Source organism: Caulobacter sp. (assembly GCF_049283275.1).
Lineage (GTDB): Bacteria > Pseudomonadota > Alphaproteobacteria > Caulobacterales > Caulobacteraceae > Caulobacter.
Genome location: NZ_JBAPVS010000106.1, coordinates 17,942 through 30,705 on the forward strand (window position 1 = coordinate 17,942; position 12,764 = coordinate 30,705).

11 protein-coding genes are annotated in these 12,764 nt (G+C 68.9%); 9 read left to right on the plus strand and 2 right to left on the minus strand.

Going from position 1 to position 12,764, the window contains the following annotated elements:
- Positions 1-72: 72 nt before the first annotated feature.
- The 9 genes from WAL33_RS05185 to WAL33_RS05225 all read left to right on the plus strand — a co-directional run bounded on the left by WAL33_RS05185 (position 73) and on the right by WAL33_RS05225 (position 10,684).
- Positions 73-738, plus strand: a complete 666-nt coding sequence (locus WAL33_RS05185) for a peptidoglycan DD-metalloendopeptidase family protein (RefSeq protein ID WP_422179160.1) — start codon at positions 73-75, stop codon at positions 736-738.
- 175 nt (positions 739-913) lie between these two features.
- Entirely contained in the window at positions 914-1,228 is a 315-nt protein-coding gene (locus WAL33_RS05190) for a dihydroxy-acid dehydratase (protein ID WP_422179176.1), read from the plus strand.
- Between the two features lie 5 nt (positions 1,229-1,233).
- Positions 1,234-2,178: a 2-dehydro-3-deoxygalactonokinase gene (locus WAL33_RS05195; RefSeq protein ID WP_422179178.1), complete on the plus strand. Its 945-nt coding sequence runs from the start codon at positions 1,234-1,236 to the stop codon at positions 2,176-2,178.
- Positions 2,165-2,791, plus strand: coding sequence for a 2-dehydro-3-deoxy-6-phosphogalactonate aldolase (locus tag WAL33_RS05200; protein WP_422179162.1), 627 nt, complete (start codon positions 2,165-2,167; stop codon positions 2,789-2,791). The genes WAL33_RS05195 and WAL33_RS05200 overlap by 14 nt, the downstream gene beginning before the upstream one ends.
- 307 nt (positions 2,792-3,098) lie before the next feature.
- Positions 3,099-3,827 (plus strand): FadR/GntR family transcriptional regulator, encoded by a 729-nt coding sequence (locus WAL33_RS05205; RefSeq protein ID WP_422179180.1) that lies wholly within the window; start codon positions 3,099-3,101, stop codon positions 3,825-3,827.
- A gap of 134 nt (positions 3,828-3,961) precedes the next feature.
- On the plus strand, positions 3,962-4,981 hold the full coding sequence (mgrA, locus tag WAL33_RS05210; protein WP_422179182.1) for an L-glyceraldehyde 3-phosphate reductase: 1,020 nt from the start codon (positions 3,962-3,964) through the stop codon (positions 4,979-4,981).
- Between the two features lie 173 nt (positions 4,982-5,154).
- Positions 5,155-6,306 (plus strand): efflux RND transporter periplasmic adaptor subunit, encoded by a 1,152-nt coding sequence (locus WAL33_RS05215; RefSeq protein WP_422179164.1) that lies wholly within the window; start codon positions 5,155-5,157, stop codon positions 6,304-6,306.
- A 9-nt stretch (positions 6,307-6,315) separates the two neighbouring features.
- Positions 6,316-9,435 carry an efflux RND transporter permease subunit gene (locus WAL33_RS05220; RefSeq protein ID WP_422179166.1) on the plus strand — a complete coding sequence of 1,040 codons (3,120 nt, stop codon included), beginning with the start codon at positions 6,316-6,318 and terminating at the stop codon, positions 9,433-9,435.
- 136 nt (positions 9,436-9,571) lie between these two features.
- The gene (locus WAL33_RS05225; RefSeq protein WP_422179168.1) at positions 9,572-10,684 is read left to right on the plus strand and encodes a YeiH family protein; all 1,113 of its coding nucleotides are present in this window, start codon (positions 9,572-9,574) and stop codon (positions 10,682-10,684) included.
- 7 nt (positions 10,685-10,691) lie between these two features.
- On the opposite strand, the gene WAL33_RS05230 is transcribed toward WAL33_RS05225, so the two are convergent.
- Together WAL33_RS05230 and WAL33_RS05235 are read right to left on the minus strand one after the other, a co-directional pair.
- Complete coding sequence (locus WAL33_RS05230; protein ID WP_422179170.1) at positions 10,692-11,348, minus strand: arylesterase; 657 nt, start codon at positions 11,346-11,348, stop codon at positions 10,692-10,694.
- 55 nt (positions 11,349-11,403) lie between these two features.
- Positions 11,404-12,540, minus strand: a complete 1,137-nt coding sequence (locus tag WAL33_RS05235; protein WP_422179171.1) for a D-alanyl-D-alanine carboxypeptidase family protein — start codon at positions 12,538-12,540, stop codon at positions 11,404-11,406.
- Positions 12,541-12,764 lie beyond the last annotated feature (224 nt).

The following is a 12,764-nucleotide window of genomic DNA, read 5'->3' on the forward strand; positions in this document are numbered from 1 at the left end:
GCCACGTCTTTGCCTTATCTGGCCGTTATTCGAACCAACGCTTCAGGCCCCGAAACGATCCAGGACGAATTAATGCACACATCGACCGCGAAGAAACTCGCCCCGCTGGCGCGCGGCGCGCTGGGCCTGGCCCTGGTCTTCGCTCCGATGGTGGTGGCGGCGATGGAGAACCCGCACAGGGCCCCGCAAGGCTCGTCGCCCGCCTTACGCCGCCTGCTGGCCGAGATGGCCGCCAAGCCGCAGAAGCCGGTTCGCCAAGAGCTGGTCTGGAGCGGTTCGGACCTCGACGGCGACGGCGCGCCCGACTTCGCCAATCCGACCGGCGGCGCCCCGCGCGGACACGACGAGTTCGGCGACGGTCAGTTCGGCGCCCGCCGCGACGGCGGCGCGCGCGAGCACGAAGGCGTCGACTACGTGGCCACGGCCGGCCAGGACGTCCAGGCCCCGATCTCCGGCTATGTCACCAAGATCGGCTACGCCTACGCCGGCTCCAGCGACCTGAAGTTCGTCGAGATCAGCAACCCGGCCCTCGGCTATGTCGCTCGCGCCTTCTATGTGAAGCCCGGCGTCGAGGTCGGCCAGACCGTTCGCCTGGGCGAGGTGATCGGCAGCGTCGAGAGCCTGCAGAAGCACTATCCGGGGATCACCAACCACGTGCACCTGGAAGTGATGGAGCCCGGCGGCGAGCGCGTGAACGCCGCGCAGCTGATCGTGAAGAAGCTGGTGGCGCTGGCCTAGGCGCGATCGGCCTTGCGATCGAAGATCCGAGATCCGGCTCCCTCCCCCACAGGCGGAGGAAGGAGCGGTTTGCCTTGATCAATATTATATTATAAATGCCCGACACCGGGCGCCCGTATCTGTCGCCTGTGGCGTCAGGGAAGAACATGGTCTGCGGAACGGAGGCGCTCAAGGGCTGCGGCCCCAAGGGCTATCCGGGCATGCCGGAAGTGGGCAACATGCCCCTGCCGACCAAGCTGCTGGAGAAGGGCGTCAGGACATGGTCCGCACCAGCGACGCCCGCATCAGCGACGCCCGCATCAGCGGCACGGCCTTCGGGACCATCATCCTGCACGTCTCGCCCGAATCCGACGTCGGCGGTCCGCTGGCCGTCGCGCGGCTACGCCAAACTCCACATCGACCAGGTGCGGCAGGCCGACAAGGGCTGCGACCTGGACGTCCTAGTCGGGCCCAGCGGCTCAGTCGTCACGCGGGAGCCCCACTGACATGAACCCCATGGATTCCTCGGTCACGATCTTCGGCGACTGGGGCACCTCGCGCCTGCGGCTCTATCTGCGCCAGGGCAAGAGCGTGCTGGACCGCCGCGACGGACCGGGCATCGGGGCGCTGACGCGGTCGCCGCGCGACACCTTCCTGGACCTGGTCGGCGACTGGCGCGAGGCTGGACCATCGCTGGCCCTGCTGTGCGGCATGGTCGGGTCGCGCAACGGCTGGCGGGAAGCCGCCTACGCCCCCTGCCCGGCCAGCGCCGCCGACATCCGCGAGCGTCTTCTGCATCTCGACGCCGACGGCCTGCCGGTGGCCATCGTCCCGGGCCTGTCGTGCCGCAACGCCCTGGGCGGACCGGACGTGATGCGCGGCGAGGAGACCCAGATCCTGGGCGCGCTCGAACTTGACCCGACGCTCAAGCGCGGTCGCCGTCTGCTGGCCCTGCCCGGCACCCACACCAAGTGGGTCGTCGTCGAGGATGGGGCGATCACCAGCTTCCTGACCGCCCCGGTCGGCGAACTCTACGCCTTGCTGCGCGACCACTCGATCCTGGCCAAGGCCGCGCCTGGAGCGCCCTTGGAAGACGGACCCGAATCCCCCGAGGGATTCGCCCGCGGCGTCGCCCGGATCGTCGAACAAGGCCCCGCGCGGCTGCCGCACCTGATTTTCGAGACCCGCAGCCGACAACTCTTGGACGGCCTGCCCAAGGACGAAGCCATGGGCTTCCTGTCCGGTCTGCTGATCGCCAGTGATGCCGCAACCACCTCAAGCTGGTTTGGGGATCTGGGCCAGGTGTCGCTGATCGGGGCCCCGACCCTGAGCGCCCTCTATGCACAAGCCATCGCGGCCTTGGGCGGCTCGAGCGTGGCCGTCGACGGCGATGCCGCCGTCCTGGCCGGATTGACAACGTTGTCGTCAGCTCAGAACAGTGGAGTTCATGTCCTTGCCTAGCGTCCAGACCCCGCCGATCGTCGCCATCCTGCGCGGGGTGAAGCACGACGAGATCGTCGACATCGCCGCCGCCCTGGTCGAGGCCGGGATCAAAGCCATCGAAGTGCCGTTGAACTCGCCCGATCCGCTGGTGACCATCGGCAAGCTGTGCGCCGCGTTCGGCGACAAGGTCCTCTGCGGCGCCGGCACGGTGCTGTCGCCGGAAGCCGTGGACCAGGTGGCGGGCGTCGGCGGCAAGCTGATCGTCACCCCCAATATTGACGCCTCGGTGATCTCGCACGCCGTCGCCCGGGGCCTGACCGTCATGCCCGGCTTCGCCACGCCCACCGAGGCTTTCGTCGCCGTCAAGGCCGGGGCCAAGGCGCTGAAGCTCTATCCGGCCGGCACCTACGGCTTCGGCCATATCAAGGCCGTGCGCGACGTGCTGCCCAAGGACATCGCCGTCTATGCCGTCGGCGGGGTCGGCGCGGCCAATCTGAAGCCGTGGATCGAGGCCGGCGTCGCCGGCATCGGCGTCGGCGGCGAACTCTATCGCCCAGGCTACACGGCCGAAGAGGTCAGCCAGCGGGCCAAGGCCCTGGTGGCGGCCTGGGCCGACCAGACCACCCGCTAACGACAGTCCAAGCGCCACGACAAGAACACGGCCCTAAGGGGGGCCAGTGAAAACCATCGATTTCGTCATCCTGGCGATCTACGCCGTCGCCATCTTCGGCCTGGCCCAGTGGGTTTCCCGCGACAAGGGCGGGCGGCGTCGTTTTTGATGACCGTTCACGTCTGAACCTGGAGCCCCGTCACGGTCCGTGGCGGGGTTTTCCTCTTCGACTTGATTGTTCCGGGCATGAACGAAGCGCGCTACACAAGATCAGGCCTATTTCGGTGACGACCGTTTTCGAGAAGCGCTTGGGGGCGACAACTTGGTGATCCGTACGCAGCCGGGCCTCAGCCTGACCTATGGACTCGTCGAGTCCCTGGGCCAGGCCATCGTCACGGGTGAATACGTCGAGATCGGTTTTCCCACTGAAGGCGAGCTGTCCAAGCAATACCGCGCCAGCCGCACGGTGACGCGCGAAGCCGTCAAGATGCTGACCGCCAAGGGCCTGCTCAGCGCCCGCCCCCGCCACGGCACGGTGGTCGAGCCCGAGAGCGAGTGGAACCTGCTGGATCCCGACGTCCTGCGCTGGATGCTGGAGCGCAAGTTCTCGCTGCGCCTGCTGGCCGAGTTCACGGAGATGCGCCTGGGCATCGAGCCCGCCGCCGCCGCCCTGGCCGCCCGGAACGCCGACGAGACCGGGCTTGAAGGCATCCGCCGGGCCCTGGACCGCATGAAGGCCGCCGCTCGCGGTGAGGACGACCCGCTGTCGGCCGACATCGCCTTCCACGTCTCGATTCTCAACGCCACCAAGAATCCGTTCTATCGCGACCTGCACGAGCTGGTGAACACCGCCCTGCGCATCTCGATCCGCTTCACCAACCGCATCAAGGGCCGCACCGCCTCGATCCCCTCGCACGAGGACGTGGCCACCGCGATCTTCGCCCGCGACGCCGAGGCCGCCCAGAAGGCCATGCAGATCATCCTGGTCGACGTGCTGGAGCTGATCCGCGCCGCCTCGCCCGACACCGAGTCCGAGTCCGCTCGCCGCGACGCCTGATCGGACGTCGCGCCTGCGACAGATGGGATGACAGCCGGCGCTTTCCGCGCCATTCCATGCACCCCGCGCCTCCCCACACAGGAACCTTCCCCGTGCAGAAGCCCTACGTCGCCGCCGCCACCCGTTACGACGCCATGCCCTATCGCCGCACCGGCCGCAGCGGGCTGGACCTGCCGGCGATCTCCCTGGGCCTGTGGCAGAACTTCGGGGGCGAGGACGTCTTCGAGACGGGTCGCGCCATCCTGCGTCGAGCCTTCGACCTGGGGGTCACCCACTTCGACCTGGCCAACAACTACGGCCCGCCCTACGGCTCGGCCGAAGAGAACTTCGGCAAGGTGATGGCGACCGATTTCGCCGCCCACCGCGACGAGTTGGTCATTTCCACCAAGGCCGGCTGGGACATGTGGCCGGGCCCGTACGGCGGGATCGGCGGCTCGCGCAAATATTTGATCGCCAGCTGCGACCAGAGCCTCAAGCGCATGGGCCTGGACTATGTCGATATCTTCTATTCGCACCGGGTCGACCCGACCACGCCGCTGGAGGAGACCATGGGCGCCCTGGCCCACCTGCACCGGCAGGGCAAGGCGCTGTACGTGGGCATCTCGTCCTATTCGCCCGAACTGACCCGTCAGGCCGCCGCCATCCTCAAGAGCGAGGGCGTGCCGCTGCTGATCCACCAGCCCTCCTATTCGATGTTGAACCGCTGGATCGAGGACGCGCTGCTCGAGACGCTGGAGGACCTGGGCGTCGGCTGCATCGCCTTCTCGCCCCTGGCCCAAGGCATGCTGACCAACAAGTACCTCGGCGGCGTGCCTCGGGATTCCCGCGCTGCTCGCGACGGTTCGCTGGGCGGCCATATGCTGGGCGCGGAGAACCTGGCTCGCATCCAGGCCCTGAACGAGATCGCCAAGACGCGCGGCCAGAGCCTGGCCCAGATGGCCCTGGCCTGGGTGCTGCGCGACCCGCGCGTCACCTCGGCCCTGATCGGCGCGCGGACCGTGGCCCAGCTGGAAGACTCGCTGGCGGCGTTGAACACCCTGGACTTCACGGCCGAGGAGCTGGCGCAGATCGACCGCCACGCGACGGAGGGCGCGATCGACCTGTGGAAGATCTCATCCGATCTGGCCGCCTCGGACCTGCCGCCGACAGTCTGATCAATTATCCGATGATGGCGCCCGTTTGATCGGCGCCTGGAACGCTGGACGGCGCGAGCGGCCCCGTTCAAATGGGCTGATCTGATCTAGCTTCGCCTCCTTACGATCATTTAATCCGGTGGACAGTGTTTCTCGGCTAGAAGGCATGGGCTGTTCAATAAATCGGAGCTGAGGTGGTCGTGCATCAACGGATCAAACAACGCGGCCTGCGTTCGACTGCGTTACCCGTGGTGCTCTGCATCGGCGCCCTGGGGCTGACCGCGTGCGACCATGGCGACAAGGCCAAAGCCAAGGCGACCAAGCCTTCCCCAACCGCCAGCCAGACCGTCAGCGTGGCCGTGGTGAGCATTCAGTCGTTGCCGCGGATCATCAACGCCTCGGGCACCGTCACGCCCTGGGAAGAGGTTCCCGTCGGCGCCGAGACCGGCGGTCTGACCGCCGTGTCGGTCAATGCCGAGGAAGGCCAGATCGTCCGGCAGGGCCAGGTCCTGGTCGCCCTCAACGACACCATGCTGCGCGCCCAGCTGCGTCAGCAGGAAGCCTCCGTCGCCAGCGCCAAGGCCACCCTGGCCGAGGCCCAGGCGGCGCTGGGCCGTTCGCGTGAGCTGCAGGCCAAGGGCTACCTGTCGCAGGCCTCGCTCGACACCGCCACCGCCCGCCAGCAGACAGCCCTCGCCCAACTGGCCGCCGCCGACGCCTCACGCAACGAAACCGTCGCCCGCCTGGGCCAGGCCGCGATCCGCGCGCCGGTCTCGGGCCTGATCAGCCGCCGCAGCGTCACCAAGGGCCAGATCGTCTCGGCCGGCGCCGAGCTGTTCCGCATCGTCCGCGACGGCCGGCTGGAGCTGGACGCCGAAATCCCTGAATCCGATCTGCTGGCCATCAAGGCCGGCATGCCGGCCACGGTGACCTCCGACCAAGTCGGCCAGACCACCGGCACGGTCCGCATCGTCACCTCCGAGGTCAACATCCAGACGCGGGTCGGCCTGGCCCGCATCAGCTTGGCGCCCGGCAGCGGCTTCCGCTCGGGCATGTTCGCCCGCGCCCAGATCGCGGCCGGCAACCGCCCCGCCCCGACCATTCCGACCGCCGCCATCCTGTATCGCCAGAACCAGCCGGGCGTGTTCGTGGTCGGCCCCAACGACCACGCCCGCTTCCGGCGCATCGACATCCTGGCGCGCAACGCCGACATGACGTCGGCCGAAGGCCTGAACGCCGGCGAGCGCGTCGTGGTCGAGGGCGCCGGCTTCCTGGGCGACAACGACGCGGTGCGCATCGCGGGCCCCGCCGCCGCCCGCCCGGCGCCCGTCGCCGTCAAGCGCTAGGGAACGGCGATGGACAATCCGAGCCCCAACCCCAACAACATCTCGCGCTGGGCGATCAAGAACCCGATCCCCGTCCTCCTGCTGTTCGTGTTGCTGACCATCGCCGGGATCTCCGGCTTCAGCAGCATGCGCATCAACGACAACCCCGACGTCGACCTGCCTCTGGTGGTCGTCAACGCCTCGCGTCCGGGCGCGGCCCCGACCGAGCTGGAGACCCAGGTCACCCGGCTGATAGAGGACTCTATCGCGGGCCTGGGCCAGGTGCGCCACATCAGCTCGACGGTCGGCGACGGCTATTCCTCGACCTTCATCGAGTTCGAACTGGGCGTCGACCACGAGCGGGTCACCAACGACGTCCGCAACGCCATGTCCAACCTGCAGAGTTCGCTGCCGCAGGACATGCAGCTCCCCAACGTCACGCGCATCGACATCTCGGGCAACCCGCTGATCACCTACGTGGTCCAGGCCCCGACGCTGACGCCGGAACAGCGCAGCTGGTTCGTCGACCATGACGTCAGCCGCGCCCTGCTGGCCATCAAGGGCATCGGCGAGGTCAACCGCCAGGGGGGCGTCAGCCGCGAGATCCAGGTGGCGCTGGACCCCGACCGCCTGTCGGCTCGCGGCGTCACCGCCGCCGAGGTCAGCCAGGCCCTGCAGTCGGCCAACGCCGATCTGCCCGGCGGCCGGGTCACCGTCTCGGGCTCCGAGCGGGCCATCCGCACCCTGGGCGCGGCCAACACCGTCGAGCAGCTGCGCGAGACCCGCGTCCAGTTGAACAACGGCGAGACCATCCGCCTGGGCGACCTGGGCGACGTCACCGACCACTGGGCCGAGCCGCGCAACCAGGCGCGATTCAACAACCAGGAAGTCGTGACCTTCAATATGGTCCGCTCGCGCGGCGCCTCCGAGGTCAAGGTCGCCGAGAAGGTCCGCAAGGAGGTGGAAAAGCTCGACAAGGCTCACCCTGAGCTGAAGATCGTCGAGCTGACCTCGAACGTGAAGTACATCGAGGACAGCTACTACGCTTCGCTCGAGGCGCTGGGCCTGGGCGCCCTGCTGGCGGTGCTGGTGGTGCTGCTGTTCCTGCGCGACTGGCGCGCCACCTTCCTGGCGGCCGTGGCCATCCCGCTGTCGCTGCTGCCGACCTTCGCGGTCATGGCGCCGCTGGGCCAGTCGTTGAACGGCGTCACCCTGCTGGCCCTGTCGCTGACCGTTGGCATTCTGGTCGACGACGCCATCGTCGAGATCGAGAACATCGTCCGCCACATGCGCGGGGGCAAATCGCCCTACCACGCGGCCATGGAGGCCGCCGACGAGATCGGCCTGGCCGTCGTGGCCACCACCTTCACCATCGTGGCGGTGTTCGCGCCGGTCGGCTTCATGCCCGGGATCATCGGCCAGTTCTTCAAGGCCTTCGCCTTGGCGGCCTGCGTCTCGGTGCTGTTCTCGCTGGTGGTCGCCCGCATGCTGACGCCGCTGATGGGCGCCTACATGCTCAAGGCCCACGATAAGCCGGACAAGGACCCGCCGTGGATGGGTCCCTATCTGAAGTCCCTGAACTGGGCGCTGTCGCACAAGATCATCGTGGCCCTGTTGGCCATTCCGCTGCTGATCGCCACCGGCTTCCTGGCCACGCGCCTGCCATTCGAGTTCCAGCCGGCGGCCGACCGCGGCCGCGCGCCGTTCAGCATCGAGCTGCCGCCCGGCGCGACGCTGAACGAGACCGACGCCATCGCCCAGCGCATGGCGCGCGACCTGCTGGCCCGTCCCGAAGTGACCGGGGTCTACGCCTCGGTCGGCAGCGACGGCGTCAACAAGGCCGAGCTGACCGCCGACCTCGTCCCCAAGGGCGAACGGATGAGCCAGCGCGACTTCAGCCGCCTGATGGTCGACCAGTTCAAGGCGATCCCCGGCGCGCGGATCGGGGCCGGCAGCAACAACGGCGGCGGTCCCAGCGACGGGTCCAGCTACACGCTGCGCCTGGTCGGCGACAACGGCCAGCAACTGGAAGCGGCCGCCCGCTCGGTCGAGGCCCAGATGCGCACCGTCCCGGGCCTGGCCAACGTGGTCAACACCGCGGCCATCGCCCGTCCGGAGATCATCGTCTCGCCCAAGCCCGACCAGGCCGCGCGAGCCGGCGTCTCGGCCGGCGCGATCTCGCAAGCCGTGCGGGTCGCCACCATTGGCGACATCGACCAGTCTCTGCCCAAGTACAATCTGGGCGACCGCCAGGTGCCGATCCGTCTGCGCCTGACCGACGACGCGCGTGAGAACATGTCGGTGCTGGAGACCCTCAAGGTGCCGTCCAGCCACGGCGGTTCGGTGCCGCTGAACGCGGTGGCGGACGTGCGCTACGGCGCGGGCCCGTCGCAGATCTCGCGTCAGGACCGGGCCCGGGTGGCCGAGATCACCGCCGAACTCGACGGCATCGTGGTCGGCGAGGCCAGCAAGCGGGTGCACGCCCTGTCGTCGGTCAAGTCCCTGCCGGCCGGCGTCAAGGAAGTGGCGGCCGGCGACGCCGAGTTCATCCAGGAGATGGTCACCGGCTTCGCCGCCGCCCTCGTGACTGGCATCCTGCTGATGTACGTCGTGCTGGTGCTGCTGTTCCGCAGCTTCGCCCACCCGGTGACCATCATGGCCGCCCTGCCCCTGGCCATCGGCGGCGCGTTCGGGCTGCTGGTCCTGGTCAAGAGCAGCTTCTCGATGTCGACCCTGATCGGCATCCTGATGCTGCTGGGCATCGCGGCCAAGAACTCGATCCTGCTGGTCGAGTACGCGATCATGGCCATGAAGGGCGGCATGACCCGCCGGGAGGCCCTGCTCGACGCCGCTCACAAACGAGCCCGACCGATCATCATGACCACGGTCGCCATGGCCGCGGGCATGGCGCCGGTGGCCCTGGGCTTCGGCGCCGATGTCGAGTTCCGCGCCCCGATGGCCATCGCGGTCATCGGCGGCCTGATCACCTCGACCTTCCTGTCACTGCTCTACATCCCGGTGGTGTTCGTGTTCATGGACAAGCTGAAGAACTGGTCCAGCGGCATCATCGACCAGCTGTTCAAGCACCAGCACGCGGCCCCCGGCCACGCCCATCGGCCTGAACCGGTCGTCAGCGGCCGGGAGCTTTAACCCTCGCTTAGCCCGCCAGGCGCCAAGCCGAACCCCTCGCCCCGCCGGCGAGGGGTTTATTTTTGGCTTGTACCGGTCTGCCGCATCGGGTCTCGATCGAAGCGACCGGCGCGACTCGCCGGTCCAGGGCCCGATCATGAATTCCGATCTCGACACCGACACCGCCGCGGCGCGGGCGCTCTTCCAGTCGCTGGAGGGCATGGAGGGGCTGTCGCGCCCCGAACCCGCCGCCGCCGCCGCGAAGGCCCGGGCCCGCTTCCCCGGGCAGTCGGCGCTGATCAAGCTCTATCCCGGCGTGCTGGTGGCGGTGACCATCGCCCTGGCCTCGCAATGGCTGGCCCAGCACTATGGCGCGCCGGTCATGCTGTTCGCCCTGCTGTTCGGCATGACCTTCCACTTCCTGCATCAGGAAGGCCGCTGCATCCCGGGCATCGAGTTCTCGTCCAAGGCCATCCTGCGGTTCGGCGTCGCCCTGCTGGGCGCGCGGATCACCGCCAGCCAGATCCTGGGCCTGGGCCTGACGCCGATCGTCACCGTGATTGTCGGCATCGGCTCGACCATCGCCCTGGGCGCCTTCCTGGCCAAACGCATGGGCCTGCGCTCCAGCTTCGGCGTGCTGTCGGGCGGGGCGGTCGGCATCTGCGGCGCCTCGGCGGCCCTGGCCATCGCCTCGGTCCTGCCGCGCGGCAAGGACGCGGAACGCGACACCATCCTGGCGGTCGTCACCGTCACGGCCCTGTCGACCATCGCCATGATCACCTATCCGCTGCTGACCGCGGCCCTTCACCTGGACCACACCCGGGCCGGGATCTTCCTGGGCGGCACGATCCACGACGTCGCCCAGGTGGTCGGGGCCGGCTACATGATCTCGCCCCACACCGGCGACGTGGCCACCTATGTGAAGCTCTTGCGGGTGACCATGCTGCTGCCGGTGGTGTTCACCATCGCCTTCGTCGTGGCCCGCATGGGGCCAGGCGTGAGCGGCGGCGCCAAGCCGACCGTGCCGCTGTTCCTGATCGGCTTCGCGGTTCTGGTGGTCATCAACAGTCTCGGCCTCCTGGCCAAGCCGATCACCGACGCGGCCAACGAGGTGTCGCGCTGGTGCCTGGTCACCGCCATCGCCGGCCTGGGCATGAAGACCTCGTTCAAGGACCTGATGACCGCCGGCTGGCGGCCCGTGGCGCTGATGGTCTTCGAGACGGTGTGGATCGCCGGCGTGGTGCTGGTGGCCGTGACGTTCTTTACCTAGTCGCGGTCTAGGCGGCCGCGGCGCGCAACGCCTGGACCACCAACGGCGCCAGACGGTCGGCGATGACTCGTGCGCCCGCCGCGTTGGGGTGGATGCCGTCGCCCTGCATCAGTTGTCGCGAACCGCCCACCCCCGCCAGGATGTTGGGATAGAGCGGCGCCGAGAATTCGCGGGCCAGGGCCGGATAGACGGCGTTGAACTCCCGCGCATAGGCCGCGCCGAACAGCGTCGGCGCGCCGACCCCGACCAGCACCACGCCGATCCGTCGGTCGCGCAGGCTCCGCAGGATGGCCCGCAGATTGGCCTTGGTCACCCGGGGCTCGATCCCCTGCAGAAGGTCGTTGCCGCCCAGGGCGACGATACAGAGCGCGGTGTCACGCGGGACGCTGTCATTGACCCGCGCCAGGCCGCCGCCGCTGGTGTCGCCCGACACCCCGGCCGCCCGCACCGTGGCGACGACGCCCATCCGGGTCAGGGCCGTCTGAAGTTGGGCCGGCATGGCGGCGCGCGCCGGAACGCCCAGGCCCGCGGTGATGGAATCGCCCAGCACGGTGACCACCGGCGACTTGACCGGCGGACGCGGTCCAGCCGCAACCTGGGTGGCGAGGAGCAGGCCGGCGAGAATCCGGCGACGGTCGAGAAAACGCGATGCGGCGAAGCTCATGGCTTCCTGTTTGGGCTGACTGTCATCCAGATGATGTGCGCGAAATCGGGAGGTTTCATGGCCGTTTTTGCGGCGGGGCCTTCGCTGAGGTTTTCGGCGGCGGCTTTGGCGCTGTGGCGGCGGCCGGCGTCGGCGCTGGAACCGGCGCGAGCAGCGGGTCGCCGGGACGGCCCGAGCCGGCCTGAGGCAGGCTGCTCAACGGCACGCCCGGCAGCATCGGTTCGCCCGTCCACTCCCAGTGCCAGGGCTCGAACACGTAGTTGATGAAGCCGAACCGGCCGGCGTTGACCACCATCCAGCGATAGACGTCCGACCGCGCCATCGCCAGTCGGTTGGGATCGGCGCTGGAGTCCGGCCCGAACCCTGACGCGGCGGCGATGAACAGGTCCACGGCCAGGCCGGTGCGGTGGGCCGAGCAGATGGTGCGCGACACGCCCTGGCAGTTGTTGTCGCGCGCGCAGCGAGCGGCGTCGGCGGCCGGGTCTCGGAAACCGGAGAACAGGGTCAGCACGCGTGGATCGCGAACGACGCCGGCCGCCTTGGCCTCCGCGACCATGCGGCGGTACGCGTCCATCGCGCTGGGACGTAGCTGGATGGTCTTGCCGCCGTAGCTCTCCTCGGGCCTGGCGGTGGACAGTTGGGCGTCGGAAGGCGCGCCGGGGCAGACGCCCTCGCCGTTCACCCGCACGAACGGCCGGGCCCTGTGCCAGCGCACCAGCATGACCTTGAAGGTCTCCGGATCGAAGATCCCGGTCGACTTCAGGCCATGGCCGCCCTGCCAGCGGGCCAGGGCGGTGGCGAAACGGGCGGAGCCGGGCGCGCAGGCGGTCTGGATTTCACGGGCGACCTGGGGAGCGTAGATCTCCCAACCCGTCTCGGCCCGCCCGAACGGCGTCCAGGCCATGGTGTTCAGTGAGGCGGCGTTGACCGGCGCGGCGCTGGCCGAGGCGTCGCCCGCGTTGCAGTCCTCGGGCGGGCCGCCCGGCGCCGCCCCGAAGGCCGGGTTCGCTGGGGAACCGTTCGACGGCAGATAGTTCGGCGGCTCGTATTGCAGAGGCTCGCGCGGGGCCGAGGCCAAGGGCGGCGGCAGGGCCGGCGGCGGGCGGCTGGGCCACAGCACCCAGGCGAAGAACGCCGCGACGAGCACGACCAGCACGCCCACAACCCAAATCAATCGACGCAGGATCTTCAACCGGTGGCTCCTTGGCCCAGAGGCCGCCTTTGAACGTGAGCATGTGGAACTTCGCCATGGCTGAAGGCTTGAGAGGGGCAAGGCGTTCCCGCCTCGGAGTTGCTGCATGCCCTCGACCCTGCGTCCCGTCGTCCTGTTGCTCGGTTGCCTGGCGGCCACCACCGCCTGCTCAGACCCCGCGCCGAAACAACAGCCGCCGGCCGCGTCGACGCCCGCGACTGCGC